Source organism: Bacillus sp. R86525 (assembly GCF_042466195.1).
In the GTDB taxonomy this organism is placed as follows: Bacteria; Bacillota; Bacilli; order Bacillales; family Bacillaceae_G; genus Bacillus_A; species Bacillus_A nitratireducens.
In genome coordinates, this window is sequence record NZ_JAXHPX010000007.1 from 3,572,768 (window position 1) to 3,596,140 (window position 23,373).

The window sequence follows — 23,373 nt, forward strand, 5'->3', positions numbered from 1 at the left end:
CCCATACACTTACAAAACAAGGAATGTTTAAAGGCATTGACACTTATTAAAAGATAAGTTACAATAACTATACATTAGTAAGTAACTAATGTAATTAATTCTAACTAGAGGTGAAACAAATGAAAAACATTTTATTTCGTATTAACGAATTATCAAAAAAAGAAAAAGCATCTGGATTAACAGTTGATGAAAAACAAGAACAACAAATGTTGCGTCAAAACTATACAAAAACATTTCGTGGAAGCTTAGATTCCATTTTATTAAACACAAAAATTGTTGATCAAAATGGTCTTAACGTTACACCAGTTGCATTACAAGATGCTCAAATACGTTTAAAATTAAGCAAATGAAATCAAAACTAAAAAAACAATCGTATAAAACATAAAAAGAGCTGAAATTCCTATATAGAAATTCCAGCTCTTTTTATTGTCTTTTCTAATTTAGCATACGAGCGATACATCGCAATTCTCCATGATACGATCATCGCAAAAGCGAGTAAGAAAAACATTCCACTTAATTGGGTTAAATCAATCGACTGACTTAAATATGATTTTAAAGCTACTCGTACTGCTAATAATCCAACTAAAATAAATATAAATGCTTTAGACGGTTTCATATATATATGTTCGCCTCTTATTTCGAACTTAGTTGTTTTAATAAGAAATATAGAGAAAATAAGTCCTACGCTAATTGCCTCTACTATTTCTAACGATGTTAACCGAAACTCTGGTAAGAAGTACATCGATGCACCAGTACTCATAAAGATTGGCGGTAATATAATTTTCTTTTTCGTTACCGGTTTTTTCGCTGACTTAAAGCGAAGAAACATCACTCCAACGGCCATACAAACCGCTACTATACTTGATAAAAGTGCTAAACTCATACTCTCCACTCCTATCTATTTAAAAGATTTTTTGAGCAAAATCATAAACCAAACAAGCCCAATACTTATAATGACATGACCTAATCCAGCCATATGGCTTAAACCATTAAAGTCAGTTCCGTTTACTTGTAGAAGACCTCTAAATACCATTGTAGCAATAGTAAAAATTAATCCTACATTATAAACAACAAACCACGCACGAAAACTTTTTGTTTCATGGACATTAAATACTTTAAATAGAGCTAAAGCAATCAAAAAGAATACGAAGCCGAGCACTAATACGTGTGTATGCACTAATTGCAACATAGTGGATCCTTTAATTCCTTGCGCTTTCGTATACTCTCTTGCAAATACACCTGATAATAAACCAATAATTAAGTAAATGAATGCTGCATTATATAATTTCTTCATCATATTCCTCCTGCTGTAGAACGACAATTAATATCGTCACTTTCCATATTCACTGCAATCATTTTACGCAAAGTTTATGAACGGAATATGAACAGAGTATTACATTGTTAGTTTGGTTTTTTATTTCTTGAAAATAAAAAAGGCCATTCCACAACTATTAATTGTGGAATGGCCTTTTAACTTATTTTAAATCTTCAATTGAGAAGGCACCAGGCAGTAACTGCTCTACAGTCACTTCTTTTTCATCACCTTTTACATTCGTTAGTAAAACTGACATTTTCGGTTCACAGAATTCGGCAATCACTTGTCTACAAGCACCACATGGTGAAATCGGTCCGTCTGTTTCGCCTGTAATAACTAAGTAACTAAAGTCGCGCTCACCTTCTGATACTGCTTTAAATATCGCTGTTCTTTCTGCACAGTTACATAAACCGTAAGAAGCATTTTCTATATTACAACCAGTATAGATTTTACCTTCTTTCGTAACTAATGCTGCACCAACAGGAAATTTCGAATACGGAATATATGCTTTTGCTAACATCTTATTTGCTTCTTCGATATATTTTTTCTTATCCATATTATTTCCTCCTCAAAGTAAATGTAATTATAATTAGTCAGTAATAACTGTATGAACTAATTTAGGTGCCACTGCTGTTTCAGCGATAGAAATGTTCTCATAGATTTTTGCTTTTACATCTTCTACATTTTCACGGTTTGCATAAATCGTTACGAACGGCTCGCCTTCTTTTACTGCATCGCCAACTTTTTTACGTAACATTAAACCTACTGCTAAATCGATTTCATCTTCTTTTGTCGCACGACCAGCACCTAATAACATAGCTGCGATACCGATTTCATCTGCAACAATGTTTGAGATCACACCTGAAGTTTTTGCAGGTACATTAATTACATACTTCGCTTGTGGCATTTTTTCTGGATTGTCTACAATCGAGCTGTCTCCGCCTTGATTGCTTAAGAACTCTTTAAATTTCTCAGTTGCTTTTCCATTTTTCATAACTTCAATTAACATTTCACGAGCTTCTTCTAATGTATTTGCTTTTTTCGCAAGTACAACCATTTGGCTACCTAATACAAGTACTAATTCTGTTAAATCTTCTGGACCTTCGCCTTTTAAAGTATCAATTGCTTCCTTCACTTCTAGAGCGTTACCAATCGCAAAGCCAAGAGGTTGTGACATATCTGAAATAACAGCCATCGTTTGACGTCCAACATTATTTCCGATACGTACCATTGCATGAGCTAATTCTTTTGCATCTTCTTCCGTTTTCATAAATGCGCCAGCACCTGTTTTTACATCAAGTACGATCGCATCAGCACCAGCTGCAATTTTTTTACTCATAATTGAACTTGCGATTAAAGGAATCGAGTTTACTGTTCCTGTTACATCACGAAGTGCATAGATTTTTTTATCTGCAGGTGTTAAGTTTCCTGTTTGTCCAATAACAGCTACTTTGTCACGGTTTACAATATCAATGAACTGCTCTTTCGTAATTTCAACGTGGAATCCTTCTACCGCTTCTAATTTATCAATTGTTCCGCCTGTATGTCCTAATCCACGACCAGACATTTTTGCTACTGGTACATCTAAAGCAGCTACTAATGGTCCTAATACTAATGTTGTCGTATCACCAACACCGCCAGTTGAATGTTTGTCTACTTTAATTCCTTCAATTGCTGATAAATCGATCGTTTCTCCAGACTCAACCATCGCCATCGTTAAATCTGCACGTTCGCGATCTGTCATATCTTTAAAGAAGATTGCCATTGCAAGTGCACTCACTTGATAATCAGGAATACTTCCGTCTGTATATCCATTAATAAAGAATTTGATTTCTTCAGTCGTTAATTCTTTGCCGTCACGTTTTTTCGCAATAATATCTACCATTCTCATTACAATCACCATTCCTTTTTATATGATATGAATCTATTAAAATAATAAGCCTACGATTGTTGCTGATAAGAAACTTACTAATGTTGCACCGAAAAGTAATTTCAAACCGAATCTTGCGACTACATTCCCTTGTTTTTCATTTAAGCTCTTAACTGCTCCAGCAATAATTCCAATTGAAGAGAAGTTTGCAAATGAAACTAAGAATACAGATATAATCGCTGTCGTTCTATCTGAGAAATTAAAGTTTCCTTTTGCTAAATCTGTCATAGCGACAAATTCATTTGATACTAATTTTGTTGCCATAATATTTCCGGCATTAACTGCTTCATGCCAAGGTACACCCATAATAAATGCAAATGGTGCAAATACATAGCCAAGAATTTCTTGGAATGAGATACCGATTACACCTTTAAATACTGCATTAATGAATGCGATAAGAGCAACGAAACCAATTAACATAGCTGCCACTGTAATCGCAACTTTAAATCCATCTATAATGTATTCCCCTAATACTTCAAAGAATGTCTTTTTCTCTTCTTCTTGTACTTCTAACATATCCTCTTCTTCAGTAACTTCGTACGGGTTAATGATAGAAGCAATGATGAAACCACCGAATAAGTTAAGCACTAAAGCGGTTACAACATATTGCGGTTTTAATAACACCATATATGATCCAACGATAGACATAGAAACGGTAGACATTGCAGATGCACATAATGTATACATTCTTTTCTCTGGCAATAATCCTAGTTGTTTCTTAACTGAAATAAACACTTCAGATTGTCCTAAAATCGCAGAAGCTACCGCGTTATATGATTCTAGTTTCCCCATTCCATTTACTTTGCTTAATACTAGACCGATAGATTTCACAATAATAGGTAATACTTTAATATGTTGCAAAATACCTATTAAAGCTGATATAAATACGATTGGCATTAATACACTTAAAAAGAATGAAAACTCTTTTTGATTTACTAATCCACCAAATACGAAGTTCACACCATCAGCGGCATATTTTAATAATTCTCCAAAACCATCTGCTATTCCGCTAATTAATATATTCCCTACACTTGTATTTAATAATAAAAATCCTAAAATGAATTGTAATACAACCATCGTTATGATTGGGCGATATTTGACTTTCTTTCTATCATTACTAGCAAGCCAAGCGATACCTAAAATCAATACGAGGCCTAAAACACCGATTAAGTATTTCATAAGCCGTCTCCTCCCATTCGTATCCGCTTACATTCTTTTCAATTGTTAAAGCAATAGATACACTTTACTTTAAACGTGTATCTATTGCTCTTCACTCTTTATTGATTAGTAGTTATCTGTAGCACCTTTTGCATCATTTAATACGATTGCAACACTAGCACTTGCTCCAACGCGAGAAGCTCCAGCAGCTACCATTTTGTCTGCATCTTCACGTGTACGAACGCCGCCAGATGCTTTTACACCAACGTTTGGTCCTACTGTTTTACGCATTAATGCGATATCTTCAGCAGTTGCTCCGCCAGTTGAGAATCCAGTTGAAGTTTTTACGAAGTCAGCACCAGCTTTTACTGATAATTCACAAGCACGTACTTTCTCTTCATCTGTTAATAGGCAAGTTTCAATGATTACTTTTACAAGAGCTTTTCCTTTTGCTGCTTGTACTACTTCATAAATGTCTTTTTCAACGAACTCATTGTCGCCATCTTTTAAAGCACCTACGTTGATTACCATATCAACTTCAGTTGCCCCTTTTGCGATAGCATCTTTTGTTTCGAATGCTTTTGTTTCAGTAGTGCTTGCTCCTAATGGGAAACCGATTACAGTACAAACGTCTACATCATGTCCAGCTAATTCTTCAGCAGCTAGCTTTACCCATGTAGGATTAATACAAACTGAAGCAAATTTGTATTGCTTTGCCTCTTCGATTACTTTCATAACATCTTCTTTTGTAGAATTTGGTTTTAAAATTGTATGATCAATTAACTTTGCAATGTTCATTATCTTCACTCCTCATATCTTTTAACAACTTCATTCTAACCCTTAGTTGAACAAATGTAAATACACTTTTGAACTTTTGTTCATTCTTTTTTAGAAGGGAATTTCTAGTAATACATTGAAAGTAGTATAAGCTTGTAAATAAAGGATGTGAACCACTTGTTTAAGTCAAAATTCTTTATATTCACATTGTTAGTATGCACCTCACTATCCATATTTATTTTTTATAAAAGGGATGTTATTTTCCAAGAAGGAAACCCAGTTCCATTTGCTTTAGCTATGTCTAAGATGGTTATTCAAGATAAAGAAATGGTGGAAGTAGAACCGATAGATAATCAATACCCCTACTTAGTAAAGCGCGGAAAAATGGAACCTTTTATCGATATGATGGAGCAAGATGGCTGGAGTTTTGTAGATAGAGATATTATGGCTAACTCACTAATTTTTGAAAAAGGAGATCAATCAAAGAGCGTTCCTTACAAATACTTTACAAGGTACTACACATTGATTTATTTCTAACCTTTTTGATAATGTAACAATTCTTTCGCTGTATGCTGATCTATAATTAGTACATTTGCATACCCACCACGTAACGCACCGTCAATTGCTTTTATTTTTCTATTACCACCTGCAACTAAAATAGAACGTTTCTTTAATTTAAGTTCCTCTAACTCAATTCCAATTGTACGCTTATTAATTTCTTCGCTACTAATATTTCCGTCTCCATCAAAGAAACGTGAACAAATGTCACCGACAGCTTGTTCTTTCAAAATGTTCGTTTCATCCTTATCTAAATATCCTAATCGGAATAATAACGCTTCATCACGCACTGTTCCAACAGTGAAAATTGCAATATTTGCTTGTTTCCCCATTTCAATAATGTGATGAATATGTCTATCTTGCTCCACTAATTCTTTTGTCACCGCATTATCAAATATAACTGGAAGAGGTAGATTTCTTGGCGTCGTTTGAAAAGCATCTGCAAATAACGCGATCGTTTCATTCGCATATGTATTTACACTTGAGTGACTAATGCCACCTTTTAACTGGACAACCTCTACACCTTTCACATGTTGCGGTACGATTTTCCTAGCGATTTCATACATCGTCATTCCCCAGCTTACACCAACGATATCACCAGTTTTTACTGTCTTTTCCATATACTCAGCTGCATATTTACTAATATACTCAGTAATCGTTGCATATTCTGGCACTGGAGAAAATACAACATGTGCCTCTAACAAGTTGTACTTTTCTTTAAGTAAGTTCCCGACGTTATCTAAATCAGCAAACGGATCAGCTATACTAATTTGAACAAATCCTTTTTCTTTCGCGTACTTTAATAATCTTGAGATTGTCGGTCTTGAGATATTTAATTTGTTAGCAATTTCTTGCTGACTATAATCTGATTGATAATATAATCTTGCAACTTCAACGCTTAATTGTTGTTTATCCTTATCCATAGTAACTCATTACATATCCTTTCCTGTATTTCCTTTTCGTTACAAGCATTATACAGCTTTATGCAAAAAAATTCGACTATCGAATTTTATCTAACTGAACTTCTACTACACTTAGTATTTACAATGAAACTTTAATCAATGGTTTTTTATCCATCCCTTACTTATTATCAGCCCGACCTCATAATGTAATATTTTTCCTTATACAGCAAACCGGTCAGGTTATTAAGGAACTCATTTTTAAACTTCAAATTAGATATGGGCATAAAATTAGTATGAAGGTGTGAAATCAATTGTAAAATGGCAGTTTTAGAATAAGTAAATAAGAGAAATAACCACCATTGATTATTTCTCTTTTCATATACATATTTATTTTTGGAAAAACAACCCAACTCCAAATACTAACAATACTGCGCCCGTAATACCCTCTATTGTACGGTTCACTCTTTCTTTTCTTAGAAAAGTTCTTAATTGGCGTATGAGTGAAATATAAAGCACATACCATATTGCTGTCAAAGTCGTAAATGTGACTCCTAATAAAAGAAATTGTAGGAAATGATTTTGATTACTCACAATAAATTGGGGTAAAAAACTAAGGAAAAACACAGCAGTTTTTGGATTTAAGATTGCCGTGGTAAATCCTTGTCTAAAACTTTTAATCGTTCCAATATCCTTAGAGTTCATTCCCACTGAACCTGACATATCTTCTTTTTTATGTAAGGCACTTTTAATTGACTTTACAGCTAAGAAAATTAAATAAAAAGCCCCAGCATATTTTATAAATGTAAATAACATAGAGAATTTCATTAGGATGGCAGAGAGTCCTAGCGTAGCCATTATTGTATGAATCATCATTCCAGATACCGTTCCTAAGACGGTCTTTATCCCACCATTTTTACCATGCGAGATAGTGTTTTTTGTAACTAAGGCAAAACCGGGACCAGGCATTATTATGATTAGGATTGCTGTAAGGATAAATAACAAATAATTTTCCATGTTCTAGTATTTCCTTTCCAATTTTTAGTTTTGCCTATAGTATAGCTTTTTTACTTAAAATATTAAATATAAAAAGCGTGATCAGGAGTTTATCGAGGTTATTAGTATCAATTTGACCAAACATTATCCTAAAGTTACATTGATAAAATGCACGGCAAACTTATGGGTAAAATTACAAGATCGGCTCTCACAAAAAACGGGATAAAAAAAATAAACAGTGGAACTACTCCGCTGTTTATTTCGCCACGCCTTCATGTAATTTTTCTGTATAATCTTTTACATCCTTCCAGCTATCTTTCGCTGTATTTAAATCTTCTTTTATAAAGGTAAATTCTTCAGGGCTGATTCCTTTTACGTTTTGTAGTAAATTGTTATATTTCGCACCTACCGTATACCACTGATTTGATATGTTTTGCAGTGCTGTAATTGCTGCATCAATTGTTTCTGTCATATTAGTAGTTTTATTTTTCACATCTGTCAAAATTGCCACTTCTGCTTGTGCTCCTGAAATTCTATTCTTTAAACTGGCTATTTCTCGTTCTGCATTTGCAATATCTTTTTTCGCAATCGCAATCATCGGTCCGCCAGCAAGACATGTTATTAGCGCTACGCAAAGTACACCACCAGCAATCACCATATCGTTACTCTTTTTGATCGAATCGTTATATGTATTTATTTGTTGCTCTAGAGCTGGAATACCAGCATTCGTACTTGCCAAAATCGCTGTTAATTGATTTGTATCCTCTTTAAAACTATTTGTGTCTTTCGCCATTCTATCGCGAAAAGCTTTCAAATTCCCTAATAATACATCTACCTCATTTTGATTCTTTAAAATGTCCGCATACAACTTTTCTAAATCCGCTTTTAACTTTACGCTATCTTTTTGATCAATCGCTAATAGCATGTCACTATAGTACGCTTGAAAAGTATTGTTGTAATCAATAATATTTTGATCCGTTTTCATAATTTGAGGCTTCATATTATTTAACCAATATGCCGCATTAATTTTTGCATCTTTTTGATGCTGAATCATATTCCCTCTTAAATTACCATTAATTGAACTTATTTTACTCAAATCAGTCTCTTGTTGATTTTGAATTAATTTTGCATATGAATCCATCGCAAATATACTTGATGTCGTTTGCGCCATTACATCTTGGAACCCTGCTGGTCCGAGAGAATATTTTTTTGCACTCTCTTGCAATGTTTTTACGTTTTGTTCCGCTGCAAAAGGATGTAAAGGAAGCACATTACTCGTTGCCACTCCAGCAATCATTATCGTTAAAAGGCATTTTTTATAGAAATTATTACGCATACTTATCACCTATTCTTTTTATGAGGATATGAAACGTTAGAGGTAAAAGAACTCCTGCTCACTACTGAACAGGAGCTCTCTATTTTATAATAATCAATTATCTATACATAATGTTGTAACAGTTTAATTACTATTATGCTTTTTTCGTATCTACTACTTTAATATCTTCAGCATAAATCTTTTCTGCATAGTCTTTAATGTTTTTCCAGCTATCTTTAGCTATATTCAAGTCTTCCTTAATGAAAACAAGGTCGTTTGGACTAATAGAGTCTACATTTTGAAGTAATGAATTATATTTCGATCCCATTGTATACCATTGGTTTGAAATATTTTGCAACGCTGTAATTGCTGTATCAATTGTGTTTGTTAAATACTCAGTTTGTGTTTTAATGTTCGTTAGTCCTGCCACTTCTAATTGGGCAGTTGTAACTTGTCCTGTTATCTTTTGAATTTCTGCCTGTGCATTATCAAGCTCTTTCTTCGCTAATACGATTCCGGCTGTTCCACCACCTACAGCTGCTGTACCACCTGCAATTAATGCGATTCCTAGCGGCGTTCCTGCACCAGTAGCAATAACTACTGCACCACCGATAATTGCAATTGGGCCTAAAGCTGTCGCAACAGATGAACCGATAATAATTGCATTATATTTACTAATTGCTTCATTATACGTTGTAATTTGATTTTGCAGAAGCGGGATTCCAGCATCTTGACTAGCCAAGATAGATGTAATTTGATTTGCATCTCCCTTGAAATTTTGAGTATCCGACGTCATTTTATTTCGGAATTTCTTTAAGTCTTCTACTAACTTATCTACTTGCGCTTTATTTTCAGTAATACTACTTGATAATCTAGTTAGACCTTTCGTAAGAGTTGCTTTATCCTTTGCATCAACCGCAGCAACTAAAGTATCATAATAGTTTTGGAATTTCGTATTGTAATTAATAATATTTTGATTCGTTGAAATAAGCTGTGGCTTCAATACATCTAGCCATTGTTGTGCATTCCCTCTAGCTGTATCTTGATGCTGAATCACTTTACCTTTTAAAGCTGCATCAACTGACGATACATTACCAAAGTTAACATTACCTTGTTTAATAATTGTTAAAGCGTACAGATCCATTACTAAAGCGTTTGAACCTGTTCTTTCCATTGCATCTTTCAGGCCTTCTGGTCCTAATGAATATTCTTCGTAGTCATTATAAGCTTTTGCTACAGCATGAACTGGAGCTTGTTTCACTGTACTTTCAGCTGCATACGTATGGGCCGGCATAATATTCCCTGCTGCAAATACTGCCATAAGTGCTGATAGAGCCATTACTTTATAAGGTTTTTTTGTCATTTTTCTTCTCTCCCTATATCGCTAATTATTTTTCTGTTTAATGTACTTCAACGTTTGTAACGTAATCTTCAAATTGATTTGTTTGCTTATTCATTTCATCACTTACTTGTTTAAGTTGATTGAAATGTTTTTGAAGTAAACTACTGTCTGTATACGTGCCTTCTTCAATATTTGTTTGAATTTGGATCATATTATTATTTAAAACTTTCCAATCCGTTAATAACGTTTCTAAAGTTGTAATTTGGCGATCAATTAGTTCTGTAAAGCTACTTACTTGATCTTCAACAAATGTAATTTGAGTCGCCTCTAATTCAGTTTGTGATAACTTCTGAATAAGCGGTAATAACTCTTTTTGCTTTTGTTGAATACGAAGAGCTGCTTCCCTCGTTTGACTATCTGCAGCATTTACAATTTCATTACTTAAAGTACCGATAGAAACAAAGTCGATTGTTTTCGTTTGTGCAGTTTGATTTGTAATTGTAAATACTTGTTTACCGATATTAATAGAACCTTTAATTATTTCTTGTGGTCTATTCAAAATAGTAGTTAGTTCAGCTTGAATTTCCCCTTGAATTCTTTTTATGTCTTCTCTTAATTTCACAATATCTCCACTTGACCCTTGCAGTGTTTTTATTGCTTCATCAGCTTTAATTGATAAGTTGTTACTATCTTTGTCTAATACCGTTTTAAATCGATTTAACTCTAATAAATCTTGCTCCATACTCTCTTGAATGCTTTGGACTTGCAATTGTAATTTTCCATATGCGTTTGTAAAATCTGCTTTTGCCTGTTCATCTTCATTTACTTTTCCTGCTAGTTCATAGAGCTTACTATAATAGCTATTAAATCTTGTGCTGTATCTCATCATTTCTTGATTTAAGTCGATTAGCTTCGGATTATATTCATCAATCCACTCTCGTACATTCGCTTTTGCAAATTTTTGATGATTCGTTAAACTACTCATAGCGTTTACCTTAATGTCTGGTTGTTGTAAAATAACTAATCCGTATGCTTGGATAAGTGGTGACTGTGATCCTAACATTCTAATTGAATTTGATAATGTATTTGGAGCAATTACATTTTGCGCATATACTGTTTTCACTTCTGTTTGCCCCTCCTTAGCGTAAGCGCTTACAGGAACAAAACAACTCGTAGATACTGCTGTAACCAATAACCCTGTAATTAAAGTCTTTTTCACTTTAACTCCTCCTATGTATTAGCAACTATTACTATCGCATTTTAGTATTCTATTTTCTTGCAAATGATTTGAGATGGTTAAAAATAGAGAACGTTCTCACCGTGAGTCATGTACGAACCACCTCTCTCAAACTTTATTTCTACAGTACTTACTTATTGTTATAAAACATTACATGACTTTTCATATGTGCTTAGTATGAATAATATTGTATAAAATTTCTGGTTCATCGTAATTTCCACATTCACACAGTGAATATATTACATGAAAATATTATTCATTTTAAGCTAAATAACGTACGTAAATATGAAATTCCGTTTTGTTTTTATTTAAGTTTTGTACTGTAAGGTCATTTAAACACAGCTATTTATCTACCGTAAAGAAGTATTTTAATTCCCTTTATTTTCAAGCCCTCATGTCTTTATTCCAAAATAAAATCCGATTAACTTTCTCAATTAAAATATCCATATATCACAACAAAAAACACTATTTACTCATAAGTGATAATATTATAGCGATATAATTTTAAGGCCTATATGCAATTATGCATAGCATATACACAAAAAGGATAGCTTCACTTTCGTGAAGCTATCCTTAAAAAATCTTATTACTTTTTCAAATGATATGGAACTGTCGTAATAACAACATTTCTTTTATAAAGTAAATACGCACGAATGAGTAAACTAGATTGATTATGAAGAATGTTATGCCAGCCTTTTTTCGGAATAAACTGTGGTATAACGACTGTAACCCGGTAATTTGATTCACTCGCTTTATATTGCACTGTATCAATGAACTTTGTTAACGGCTGAATGATACTTCTATAATGAGAATGTAATGTAACAAGCCTTACTTCAGGTTGCCACTTCTCCCATTTCTCTTCAAATTTCTTTTCCTCTTCTCTGTCAAAAGCAACATACACAGCGATAACTTGATCTGCAGAAAGAGCTTTAGCATAGTTCAGTGAATTTTCTACTACATGAGTCATACCTGCTACAGGAACGACAATTACATTCCCTTCGATCGGAACAAGTGGTTCACAAGTTTTTAAACTTAATTGATCCCCCACTGCATCATAATGCTTCTTAATTCGATGGAACAAGAAGATAATGGCAGGTAAGAAAATAAGGATCGACCAAACTTGTGCGAATTTAGTTAAAAAGAACATACTCATTACGATAAAACTAATGACTGCACCAATTAAATTGACCGTTAATCTCAAAGCCCATCCTTCAGGTTTTTCACGAAGCCATTTTAATACCATCCCAGTTTGAGAAAGTGTAAATGGAATAAATACACCTACTGCATATAACGGGATTAAATGTTCTGTTTGCCCTTGGAAAGCTACAATTAAAATAATCGAAGCGATTCCAAGTATAATAATACCGTTTGAGTAACCTAAGCGGTCTCCTCTAATCGTAAACATTCTTGGTATGAACTTATCTTTTGCAAGGTTAACTGCTAATAACGGAAATGCAGAATACCCTGTATTAGCAGCAAGAATTAATATTAAAGCAGTTGTACCTTGTATGAAATAGTACATGAAATTACGTCCAAAAGTTTGTTCAGCAATTTGTGAAACAACTGTTACTTCCTTACTTGGATTAATTCCGTAATAATAAGCTAAAAAGACAATTCCTGAAAATAAAACTGCAAGTAATGCCCCCATTGCAAGCAATGTTTTCGCTGCATTGTTAGGTCCAGGATCTTTAAAGTTTGGAATTGCGTTAGATATCGCCTCAACACCCGTTAAAGCAGAGCTTCCTGAAGCAAATGCTCGTAACAGTAAGAACAAACTAATTCCTGCAACTGGTGTTCCAATCGGCGTGTGTAAAGTCGGTGACACGTGACCAGTTAAAATATTGTATATCCCTACACCAATTAATATAAATAGTGCTAAAACGAATAAATAAACTGGATATGCTAAAACAGAAGCTGATTCCGTTACCCCTCTTAAATTTAAAATAGTAATCAATATAACAAATATAATCGCAATGATTACATTATGTGCATGTAAGCTAGGGAAAGCTGATGTGAGCGCATCTGTACCTGCAGATACACTTACTGCAACAGTTAAAATATAATCGACTAATAAAGATCCTCCAGCTATTAATCCTGGATTCATCCCTAAATTTTCTTTTGATACTACGTATGCACCCCCGCCATGCGGATAAGCAAAAATAATTTGTCGATAAGATAAAATAAGAGCTGTCAATAATACTAATACCCCAACAGCGATCGGAATAGAATACCAATAAGCTACCGCTCCAAGGCCTGCTAGTGCAATTAATATTTGCTCTGGTCCGTATGCAACTGATGACAATGCGTCAGAAGATAAAATGGCTAGCGCCTTCGTTTTATTAAGCTTTTGCTCTCCTAACTCAGTTGATTTTAACGGCCTTCCAATTAAAAACCTTTTGATAGATGAAACCACTGCTGTCCACTCTCCAATAATTTTGTACGAACTTTTCTGCTAGTTACAGCGGATAAACTATTTCTTCAGAAAACAAAAAATGTCTACAAGCCATAACGAAATAGACTTGTAGACATTATATTTTTTGTCGCACAAGCTCCACCTTCCTTCTCAATATAACGCTTACGAGGTTAGCTGTCGGATTCGGGCCTTTGAGTAGCCCTACCTTTTTCAAGGATTCACCCCATTGGATTAAGTACTAATCCATAAGAACGGGTCCCCCGCACCATGCGGTTTCAGCGATTTAGAAAATTGAAACTGTGGATTATAATACTCCTTTATTTTCAAAATGTAAACAAAAATTTTTAAAAAGAAAAAATTAAAATGATTGCGCATAATCCGCCGATAAATATACATAATGAATACTAAAAAATCGATAAAGGAGACCTATATGTCTAAAGAAAAGAAGCCTATTTTTTCCGATTCCTATTTAGATGCATTAGCAAATGAAATTAATCAGTTGTATGGGAAACGCGAACAAGAAATAAACTTGACAGAAAGAGTTAAAAGAAATAAATAATTTGTCATAAAAAAGAAAGCAATACAATTATATATTGCTTTCTTTTTTATTTTTTCATACATCCAATTCTATTGCCGATTTGTTAAAGACCATTTCTTCATACACTTTTAAATTTTGATATACTGCTCCTAATAATGGTGCTTCTATAGAAAATTGCTCTGCTAAATCCAGTAAATAGCCTTGTAAGTGCTTCGCTTCAATGGACGAACCTTTTTCCATATCACGCTGCATCGATGACTTCATATCATACGAAATTTTATCAATTGTTTTCATATGTTCCTGGGCAATGTTTTCCTTTACCGGAGCTCCTAATGCCCTCATAATTTGCACAGATTCTTCAAATAAGTTTTGGATAAAATCGCGTCCACCTTCGCTTTCGCGAATCGGTCCTATTGGTGCACGCATTAATGTTGTCACACCTGACATTACAGTAATAAATAAATATTTATGCCACATATCTTGCGTAATATTTTCACTTAAAACAAAACTAGATTTCGTACCTGCAAATGCTTTGGAAATATGATTGATTCTCTCTGAATCTTGAGACTTAATTTCTCCAAATACAAGTCTGTTGGCAGCACTCGTTTGTACAATTTCTCCTTGACCGTTTAATGTCGTCTCGATAAAGCATAAACCGCCAATTACTTTCTCTTCACCGAATTCCTTTTGTAATAGTGATAAATGAGCGATACCATTTAACAATGGGATTATTACAGTATTTTCACCTACAAACGGCTTTAAATCTATGGTCGCCTCGTGTAAATGATACGCTTTTGTTGAAAATAAAATCACATCAAATGGAGTCGCTCTATCTTCTTTCGTTATCAATTTCGGTTGAAATGAAAAATCTCCATTAACACTACGAATAACAAGGCCTTTTTCTTCTAATTGCTGTTTTCTTTTGCTACGAACGAGAAATGTAACATCTTCTCCCTTTTCTACTAATCGGCCACCGAAAAATCCGCCAACGCCCCCAGCTCCTAATACTAAAATACGCATACAACATCCCCCTTTTTCTAACACAACTATACTAATTTTAGTATACATAACATTATACATGTCCCTTGCTAAATAAGCTGAATTTTCATTCTTAATCTAATGAACAAGAGAGGTTATTTTCAAGAAAAATTGGGCATGTTGTTTCTATAGCTTATACGGAAAGGAAACAATATAAATGGAGGCAATACAAACAATCGAGGAAAAAGATGTAACAACAGCTATATTTCAATTTATATTCCCGTTTTCGTTTAAAACTGGATATGAACAAAATATGTTCCCTTTCTTACAAAAAAATGATTTTCGACCTTTTCGACTCGATCATCTTGAAGATGAAAATACATATTACGGGAAATTTCAAGTTTCACATCAAAATATGGAAGCATACTATCTTTCCTTTACGAATAAAATTCTCTTTCCTCATTCAGAACATCAAAAAGGATTACAGCGCTATTCTAAAGACCTTAATTTAAATGGACATTTAACAACTAACCTTATTTCCGTTCCATTCAAGATACATTCTATTGATGTAACACTTTGTCCTTATGAGCTTGGGTTCTTAACAATTCGGACAGAAATAAAAACCGCTCCTAACATGACATTATCAGAAGCGATTGAATTCGCGGCTCGCTTCCGTGTACTTGAAACTAAAAGTGATACGACTGAGACTATTTGTATTGAATGTGATGGGAAAAAATATTCACAAGTAGAAAAACTTATATTCGGTGATTTATTTCATGGTTTAACAGACTTCTTTGAGAACAAGAGATTGCGGAGTTCTTACTTTCAAACATTCCCTTTCTTTGAAGACCAGCGAATGTATGTACAAACTCTATTATCCATAAACAAAGAGTCAGACCTTCATATAATCGATGTATATCGAGCTTCCAGTCTTTCCGGATTATCAGATGATGGTAAGCCATATATTAGTGCAAATAATGTTCATTATATTCAAGATTATTTAACTAAACATTCTTATCAAAGATGGGCTCCTAATCGCTACTTTATTATGGAAGAACATATTTTCACATGTATAACAAACGAGGGTGAACACGAATTCGCTAAACTTGCTAGTCAAATGTACGGGGAGTTTTATTACGCTTTATTATTAAATTTATTTCATAAAGTTGTTTTATTAAAGATGGCAAACGCTTATGCTGAACTAAATATTGAACAAGATACAAATGAGATAGAGAAATTAATTTATTCAATAAATTCGTTTACAGCTAATTATTTTTCTTTAGAATTAGTATCACAATCACAAAGTGAAGATATTTTCTTTCGTCTAAGAAAACTTTTTAACATTGAAGTACTGTACACGAACGCGAAACAAAATCTCGATAGTTTATTTAAATATCAAGAAAATGTTGCTTCAAAAAAAGATAGCCTCTTATTATTAATTTTAACGCTCTACTCTGTTGTAGGCCAAATGTTAGGGTTTACTATGATTGATCTTTTAAGAAACACCGATTCAAACAAAATATCATCGCCTTTTGAATTTTTTGCTCTATTAATAGCGATTAGTGGCATAGTCATTTCACTTATTTTAGGTATACAAAGTTTATACCAATGGAGTGTACAACATAAACGAAGAAAAGCATGGGTAAAACAAACTGTACTTTCTGCTGTGAAAGAGAAGGATAGTACAAAGTAACTAAAAAACAGATGGCAGCACGATGCTACCATCTGTTTTCTATTATGCTTACTTCCCTGCTTCGATTTTTTCTAATGTAGCAGCTACTTGTTCTTCTGTTAATTCGTGTTGCACGATATAACGATTACGTGGGTGTACACGACATTCATGAGAACATGCACGTAAATGTTGTGCTTCACTTTCTTCAGAACATAAAATTTTCTTGTTACATTCAGGGTTTGCACAGTTTACATAGCGCTCACAAGGTTCACCTGTAAAGTGATCTTTACCAACGATAACGTGCTCTTTTTGGTTTACTGGTACAGCGATACGCTCATCAAATACGTAACATTGGCCATCCCAAAGTTCCCCCTGTACTTCTGGGTCTTTTCCGTATGTTACAATTCCGCCATGAAGCTGACTTACATCTTCATAACCTTCACGAACTAACCAACCAGAGAACTTCTCACAACGAATTCCACCTGTACAGTACGTTAAAATCTTTTTACCTTCAAGTGTTTCTTTATTTTCTCTAATCCAATCTGGTAATTCACGGAACGATTCAATATCTGGTTTAATTGCACCTTTGAAGTGTCCTAAATCAAATTCATAATCATTTCGTGCATCAATGATAACTGTATCTTCTTGTTTCATTGCCTCATAAAAATCTTTTGGTTCTAAATACTTCCCAGTAATTTCTTTTGGGTTAATGTCGTCTTCTAGACGAAGTGTAACTAACTCTGGACGAGGGCGTACGTGCATTTTCTTAAATGCATGTTCATCTGCCTCATCAATTTTAAATACGATTCCAGCAAAACGTGGGTCATTGTTCATCGCTTCCACGTATTTTTCTGTTTGCTCAACAGTTCCAGAACAAGTTCCATTAATTCCTTCTGTCGCTACAAGAATTCTTCCTTTTAACTCAAGTGATTTACAAAATTCTAAATGCTGTTCAGCAAATTCTTCTGGATTTTCAATTGTTGTGTACATGTAATATAGTAATACTCTATATGGTTTTGTAGTTGCCAATGTATTTCTACCACCTATCTAAATTTTAAAATCATGTATAAGTTAACGTTCATATCAAAACATATATAATAAGAAAATACATACTAAATTGTACTTAGCCTATTTTCTTCTATTTACAATTTTTTCTATAAGTTAACAAAAATAAAAACAAGATTACATCACAAAACACTATGGTTATGTGGTAATCCCAATATATTATATATCATACAATTTCATTTCCATCAATTAATATGCTGTAATATAGGCTCTATGTTCACATAAATTTCAAAAATAGCCCTTTAATTCATTATGTTTCCCCACGTGATCACACCATAAACTCCCAATTTTTCATAACACCACACCATCCATTGCGTTAAGGCATATAATTTGCACTAAGGAAACATTTATGTTCAAATAAAAAATATCATCTAATACATTTAAATGTATTGAAATAAACAATAAGAATACTTACAATAATTTCATCAAGTTAACATTTCAAAGGGGAAAACTACTATGAATAAAGATATAACCAAAGATGAACAAGTCCCTCCTCAAAGTACAACTGTTCAATCAGCACACTTAGCTTTAAGTGGAGAAACGAAAGGCTTTAAAAGACTGTTACCGTTTTTAGGACCCGCTTTTATCGCGTCAGTTGCTTATATTGACCCTGGTAACTTTGCTACAAATATCGCAGCTGGTTCACAATATGGATATTTACTATTATGGGTTATATTCGCTTCTAACTTAATGGCAGTATTAATTCAAACTTTATCAGCTAAATTAGGAATTGCTACGGGAAATAATTTACCTGAAATCGCTCGCGAACACTTTCCAAAACCTGTGTCTATTGGCTTATGGATTCAAGGTGAACTCGTTATAATGGCTACAGATTTAGCTGAATTTATCGGGGCAGCACTTGGATTGTATTTATTATTTGGAATTCCGATGTTACCAGCTGCTTTAATTACAGCAGTCGGATCATTTATTATTCTTGAGTTTCAACGCAGAGGATTTCGCCCACTAGAAGCTATCATTACGGGGATGATTTTTATCGTTGTTATCGCTTTTGGTATCCAAGTCTTTTACGCAAAACCGGAATTAAGCCCTCTACTCTCAGGACTTTTCACTCCAAAATTCCAAGGTGTAGATAGCATCCTTTTAGCAGCTGGAATTTTAGGTGCAACAGTAATGCCGCACGCGATATATTTACATTCGGCCTTAACGCAGCGCCGCGTAGTCGGAACAAATGATGAACAAAAGAAAAAAATTTTCCGCTTCGAGTTTATTGATATCATTATCGCAATGGTTATCGCTGGAGCAATTAATGCGAGTATGTTAATTGTAGCAGCTGCACTATTCTTTAAAAACGGTATGCACGTTGAAGATTTAGATGTCGCATACACTCAGTTTAGCAACTTAGTCGGTCCTGTATCAGCTGCGTTATTTGGAATTGGGCTCTTATCAGCAGGACTATCTAGCTCTTCTGTCGGTACAATGTCAGGTGACATTATTATGCAAGGATTCATTCGCATGCATATTCCGTTATATTTACGCCGATTTATTACAATGATTCCACCACTAGTTATTATTGCTTTAGGTGTAAACCCAACTTACGCTCTCGTAATGAGCCAAGTTGTATTATCATTCGGTATTGCTTTTGCATTAGTACCACTCATCATGTTCACAAGTAATAAAAAGATTATGGGCGCACTTGTTAACCATCGCATTACCACCTTTATCGCTTGGATAATTGCTTCACTTGTTATCATTTTAAATATTTTCTTACTGTATCAAACATTTGTAGGTTAATGAAAAAAGGTATTCCAATAAAACTGGAATACCTTTTTTAGCGAAGTAATTCCCTTCTAATTACCACTTATGTATGCGCCTCTTTCCGGCATCGTCGCTCCTTTTTCAGTTCTAAAGTAAAGGGTAACCCTTCTGTAAAAAACATACTGACCTTGGATGGATCCTGCCTTTGATGATGGATATGTAAATGTGGTTCACTTGAACTTCCTGAGTTACCGACTTGAGCAAGTACCTCTCCTTCATCTACATGTTGTCCTTCCCTCACTTTAATTGATCCTTTCTTTAAATGGGCAAGAATCAAAAATGTCCCTGATTCATCTAGTCGTAAATAAATATGATTCCCCGCCATTGACCGAAAATCATCTGATCCCGGAACTAAATCTTTTTCATCATTATCAATTGATACAATTGTTCCAGAAGCTGGCGCCATTACTTCCGCTCCATATATTCCATAATCCTCTAACTTACTACTTTTCACTTCAGCAGGCGGAATAAGAATATCGTATGCCCATCGTTCATTTGGTTTTATAACATGATAGTTCGTTTCTAATCGATCACCGCCCCAGCCCACTAGCGCTCGTTCATTCAAAGGAAAGCGAACGACTACTTTAGGGCTCATAGACTGTATATCTGCTGGGTAGGCAAGTCCACCTATGTTAGCGAACCATCCTAAGGGTCAAGCTCCAATTATAGAGAAAAGGACTATGAAGAGTAGCGCTCTATCTATTCGATTTCTGAAAATGATTTTGCACACAATTAGTAATACTGAACCTATCAAAATAAAGATTGATACTAAGCTAAAAGCTTGTATACTCCACCAAACAATGACTGATATAACACCATTAGCTAAATAAACTACACTCCAACTTATCATTAAAAACACAACTAAAATTACTAATACATATTTCTTCCACATGTTGTATCCCCACTCTCATATCTTTGTTCTACATGATACGAAATGAAAATTACGACATACAAAAGAAATCCTTACGACTTTCTTACAATTCTTTATAATGCGGTAAAACAATAGTGAAAACCGTTTCTTTATCGTTACTACGTACAGTGATATCTCCTTTATGAAGTTCCCCTATACTTCTCGCAATTGCAAGTCCCATTCCTTTTCCACCCGTATGAGAGCTACGTGATTTTTCACCACGATAAAACTTCTCAAAAACGTAAGGAAGGTTCTCATTCGGAATGCATTGTCCAAAATTTTTAATTTCTATTTCAACATTCATGTCTCTTTTAGAAATTTGAATCAAAATCTGTTTTCCGTCTTTCCCGTACATAATACTATTACTAATTACATTTTCGAACAGCCTCACCATAAGCGCTACATCCATTTCCACATGTAACTCCTTATCACCGTTAATACAAAAGCTCATATCGGCATCATCTAGTAGTGGTACAAAATCAATCATGATTTGTTCAATGAACGCTTTCATATTTACTACACTTTTATGTAATTCGATTTCTCTATAATTTATTTGACAATATTCTAATAAGTCATCTACTTGATTTTTTAATTCATAACTTTTTCGCTTTAATATACTTACATACTGTTCACATTCTTCTCCATTTGAATGAAGCTGATTTCCTAACAGGTCCGCGTAACCGATTAGAGATGTTACAGGTGTTCGTAAGTCATGAGAAATATTGCTAATCATTTCATTTTTCGTTTCCTGCGATTTTTTTTCATTTTCGATAGACTCTTTTAAACTTTTAGCCATCCTATTAACATTCGCCGCTAATTCACCAATCTCGTCATTTTTTGAAATAGGTATATGTATTTCAAAATTACCACTACTTATTTCCTTCACACTCTTGTTAATTTCAGATAATCTTTTCATCATTGTTTTTGTCATGAATGCAAAGTATATTGTAGTAAAAGTTAAAAAAGCTATTAAATATAACAATGAATATTTTTCCTCTAATGCAGTAACATGACTATATATATTTCCAACTACAATTTGAAACGCTATTATACTTACAGTTGCTAACAAAATGCTACATATGAATGCGATAAAAAACTTAGCTCTAATGCCTTGTAATGATTTAATCTTCAATTTTATATCCGACTCCCCAAACATTTTGAATAAACTTCGGCTCTTTTGGATTCTCTTCAATTTTATTTCTTAATCTTGCAATATGAACCATTACTGTATTATTACTTTCATAGGCTCTTTCTTTCCAAACGCTCTCATATATTTCTTCAATAGTGAACACACGATTCTTTGCAGCGGCCATTAAGTACAAAATATCATATTCAGTTTTCGTAAGATTGATAGTTTCTCCATATAACATTACTGTTCTCGACACTTCATCTATTTCTAAACCTCTAATGTTTATTTTCTTTTCTATTACTTGGACAGCATTTTGATTAAAATATGTATACCTTCTTAATTGAGCCTTCACTCTTGCTATAAATTCAATTGTACTAAACGGCTTCACAATATAATCATCTGCCCCAGTGCTAAATCCAATTACTTTATCTATATCTGATGATTTAGCACTTAAAAACATAATTGGCAAACTATATTTCTCTCTTATCCTTCTACACAATTCAATTCCATCCATTTGAGGCATCATAACATCAAGGATAGCAAGTTGAACATCATTATTATTCAATACCTCTAACGCCTCTTCTCCGTTGTCAGCACTAAAAACAGTAAAACCTTCTTGCTCTAAATTTACGTTAATGAATCGAATAATATCTCGATCATCATCTACAACTAAAATTGAGTTTTTCTCCATATCTAAACCTCTTTTTGAAATATATTCCACAATCAATTTTAACATAAATTAAAATCATCATTACACCTTGAATAATCTTTATTTTCAGATTAAAGTATACAATAACAAATACATTCTAGTTTCATATGAACAGGAGTGAAGGCATGTTTCCTATATTAAAAACTGAGCGACTTATTTTAAGAGAACTTACTGAAGAAGATGCACCGAGTATATTAGATTGCTTTTCTAATTCCGATGTCCTGCGCCATTATGGCCAAAAACCATTACAAAATCTCGATCAAGTAAAGCAAATCCTTAACAATTTTAAGTTGAGTTACAATGAAAGACACGGTATTAAATGGGGCATCGAAATAAAAGACAAGAAAGGAATCATTGGAACAATTGGTTTTCATGATTGGTCTTCTGAACATAAACGAGCAAATATTAGTTATGCCTTTTTGCCTGAACACTGGGGAAATGGATATGCGACTGAAGCGGTTTCTGATGTTATATCATACGGTTTCAACACACTTCATTTAAAACGGATTGGGGCGATTGTCTTTCTTGAAAATGAAGCTTCCAATACAGTACTATTAAAATTAGGATTTGAAAAAGAAGGTATTCTGAAAAACTATATGTATCAAGATGATATCCCCTATGACACGAATTATTATTCTTTATTAAAATCGGTTTAA

Annotated in this window: 22 protein-coding genes, 1 pseudogene and 1 riboswitch; of the genes and pseudogenes, 6 read left to right on the forward strand and 17 right to left on the reverse strand. The window is 33.8% G+C overall.

The window, feature by feature from the left end:
- The first annotated feature begins 119 nt into the window (after positions 1–119).
- The gene (locus SJY24_RS21060) at positions 120–350 is read left to right on the forward strand and encodes a DUF896 domain-containing protein (protein WP_061689763.1); all 231 of its coding nucleotides are present in this window, start codon (positions 120–122) and stop codon (positions 348–350) included.
- Between the two features lie 50 nt (positions 351–400).
- On the opposite strand, the gene SJY24_RS21065 is transcribed toward SJY24_RS21060, so the two are convergent.
- The 6 genes from SJY24_RS21065 to deoC all read right to left on the reverse strand — a co-directional run bounded on the left by SJY24_RS21065 (position 401) and on the right by deoC (position 5,201).
- Positions 401–883, reverse strand: a complete 483-nt coding sequence (locus tag SJY24_RS21065; protein ID WP_377866065.1) for a CcdC family protein — start codon at positions 881–883, stop codon at positions 401–403.
- Positions 884–898: 15 nt separating this feature from the next.
- Positions 899–1,294: a DUF2871 domain-containing protein gene (locus SJY24_RS21070; protein ID WP_000737877.1), complete on the reverse strand. Its 396-nt coding sequence runs from the start codon at positions 1,292–1,294 to the stop codon at positions 899–901.
- Positions 1,295–1,475: 181 nt separating this feature from the next.
- Positions 1,476–1,871: a cytidine deaminase gene (locus SJY24_RS21075; protein WP_377866066.1), complete on the reverse strand. Its 396-nt coding sequence runs from the start codon at positions 1,869–1,871 to the stop codon at positions 1,476–1,478.
- A gap of 33 nt (positions 1,872–1,904) precedes the next feature.
- Positions 1,905–3,206, reverse strand: coding sequence for a pyrimidine-nucleoside phosphorylase (locus SJY24_RS21080; RefSeq protein WP_377866067.1), 1,302 nt, complete (start codon positions 3,204–3,206; stop codon positions 1,905–1,907).
- A 36-nt stretch (positions 3,207–3,242) separates the two neighbouring features.
- Positions 3,243–4,424 carry a NupC/NupG family nucleoside CNT transporter gene (locus tag SJY24_RS21085; protein WP_377866068.1) on the reverse strand — a complete coding sequence of 394 codons (1,182 nt, stop codon included), beginning with the start codon at positions 4,422–4,424 and terminating at the stop codon, positions 3,243–3,245.
- Between the two features lie 105 nt (positions 4,425–4,529).
- Positions 4,530–5,201, reverse strand: a complete 672-nt coding sequence (deoC, locus tag SJY24_RS21090; RefSeq protein ID WP_377866069.1) for a deoxyribose-phosphate aldolase — start codon at positions 5,199–5,201, stop codon at positions 4,530–4,532.
- A gap of 156 nt (positions 5,202–5,357) precedes the next feature.
- On the opposite strand from deoC, the gene SJY24_RS21095 reads away from it, so the two are divergent.
- Entirely contained in the window at positions 5,358–5,717 is a 360-nt protein-coding gene (locus SJY24_RS21095) for a hypothetical protein (RefSeq protein WP_377866070.1), read from the forward strand.
- Here SJY24_RS21095 and SJY24_RS21100 read toward each other — a convergent pair.
- The 6 genes from SJY24_RS21100 to SJY24_RS21125 form a co-directional block, all read right to left on the reverse strand.
- Positions 5,714–6,661, reverse strand: coding sequence for a DNA-binding transcriptional repressor DeoR (locus tag SJY24_RS21100; RefSeq protein WP_000356572.1), 948 nt, complete (start codon positions 6,659–6,661; stop codon positions 5,714–5,716). The two genes, SJY24_RS21095 and SJY24_RS21100, sit on opposite strands and share 4 nt — an antisense overlap.
- Positions 6,662–7,027: 366 nt before the next feature.
- Positions 7,028–7,654 (reverse strand): LysE family translocator, encoded by a 627-nt coding sequence (locus tag SJY24_RS21105; RefSeq protein WP_377866071.1) that lies wholly within the window; start codon positions 7,652–7,654, stop codon positions 7,028–7,030.
- Between the two features lie 235 nt (positions 7,655–7,889).
- Positions 7,890–8,969, reverse strand: coding sequence for a non-hemolytic enterotoxin subunit C (nheC, locus tag SJY24_RS21110; RefSeq protein WP_113769368.1), 1,080 nt, complete (start codon positions 8,967–8,969; stop codon positions 7,890–7,892).
- A gap of 133 nt (positions 8,970–9,102) precedes the next feature.
- Entirely contained in the window at positions 9,103–10,311 is a 1,209-nt protein-coding gene (gene nheB, locus SJY24_RS21115; RefSeq protein ID WP_016092835.1) for a non-hemolytic enterotoxin NHE subunit B, read from the reverse strand.
- A gap of 37 nt (positions 10,312–10,348) precedes the next feature.
- On the reverse strand, positions 10,349–11,509 hold the full coding sequence (gene nheA / locus SJY24_RS21120) for a non-hemolytic enterotoxin NHE subunit A (protein WP_377866072.1): 1,161 nt from the start codon (positions 11,507–11,509) through the stop codon (positions 10,349–10,351).
- A 604-nt stretch (positions 11,510–12,113) separates the two neighbouring features.
- Positions 12,114–13,940 carry an APC family permease gene (locus SJY24_RS21125; RefSeq protein WP_098763825.1) on the reverse strand — a complete coding sequence of 609 codons (1,827 nt, stop codon included), beginning with the start codon at positions 13,938–13,940 and terminating at the stop codon, positions 12,114–12,116.
- Positions 13,941–14,084: 144 nt separating this feature from the next.
- Positions 14,085–14,231: riboswitch (cyclic di-AMP (ydaO/yuaA leader) on the reverse strand.
- A gap of 139 nt (positions 14,232–14,370) precedes the next feature.
- On the opposite strand from SJY24_RS21125, the gene SJY24_RS21130 reads away from it, so the two are divergent.
- Positions 14,371–14,499: a hypothetical protein gene (locus SJY24_RS21130; protein ID WP_000031870.1), complete on the forward strand. Its 129-nt coding sequence runs from the start codon at positions 14,371–14,373 to the stop codon at positions 14,497–14,499.
- A gap of 54 nt (positions 14,500–14,553) precedes the next feature.
- On the opposite strand, the gene panE is transcribed toward SJY24_RS21130, so the two are convergent.
- A complete protein-coding gene (gene panE, locus SJY24_RS21135; RefSeq protein WP_377866073.1) occupies positions 14,554–15,498 on the reverse strand; it encodes a 2-dehydropantoate 2-reductase in 945 nt (314 codons plus the stop codon).
- A 175-nt stretch (positions 15,499–15,673) separates the two neighbouring features.
- On the opposite strand from panE, the gene SJY24_RS21140 reads away from it, so the two are divergent.
- Positions 15,674–17,149, forward strand: coding sequence for a hypothetical protein (locus SJY24_RS21140; protein ID WP_377866074.1), 1,476 nt, complete (start codon positions 15,674–15,676; stop codon positions 17,147–17,149).
- A gap of 48 nt (positions 17,150–17,197) precedes the next feature.
- Here the strand turns inward: SJY24_RS21140 and trhO are convergent, their stop codons facing one another.
- On the reverse strand, positions 17,198–18,157 hold the full coding sequence (gene trhO / locus SJY24_RS21145; RefSeq protein WP_377866075.1) for an oxygen-dependent tRNA uridine(34) hydroxylase TrhO: 960 nt from the start codon (positions 18,155–18,157) through the stop codon (positions 17,198–17,200).
- 492 nt (positions 18,158–18,649) lie between these two features.
- Here trhO and SJY24_RS21150 point away from each other — a divergent pair, with 492 nt between their 5' ends.
- Positions 18,650–19,945 carry an Nramp family divalent metal transporter gene (locus SJY24_RS21150; RefSeq protein WP_377866076.1) on the forward strand — a complete coding sequence of 432 codons (1,296 nt, stop codon included), beginning with the start codon at positions 18,650–18,652 and terminating at the stop codon, positions 19,943–19,945.
- Positions 19,946–20,001: 56 nt separating this feature from the next.
- Here the strand turns inward: SJY24_RS21150 and SJY24_RS21155 are convergent.
- The 3 genes and pseudogenes from SJY24_RS21155 to SJY24_RS21165 form a co-directional block, all read right to left on the reverse strand.
- Positions 20,002–20,861: pseudogene (locus tag SJY24_RS21155) on the reverse strand (M23 family metallopeptidase).
- An 82-nt stretch (positions 20,862–20,943) separates the two neighbouring features.
- Entirely contained in the window at positions 20,944–22,011 is a 1,068-nt protein-coding gene (locus SJY24_RS21160; protein WP_377866077.1) for a sensor histidine kinase, read from the reverse strand.
- Positions 22,001–22,699, reverse strand: coding sequence for a response regulator transcription factor (locus SJY24_RS21165; protein WP_377866078.1), 699 nt, complete (start codon positions 22,697–22,699; stop codon positions 22,001–22,003). Before SJY24_RS21165 ends, SJY24_RS21160 begins: the two co-directional genes overlap by 11 nt.
- Before the next feature lie 143 nt (positions 22,700–22,842).
- Here SJY24_RS21165 and SJY24_RS21170 point away from each other — a divergent pair, with 143 nt between their 5' ends.
- Positions 22,843–23,373, forward strand: coding sequence for a GNAT family N-acetyltransferase (locus tag SJY24_RS21170; protein WP_000483989.1), 531 nt, complete (start codon positions 22,843–22,845; stop codon positions 23,371–23,373).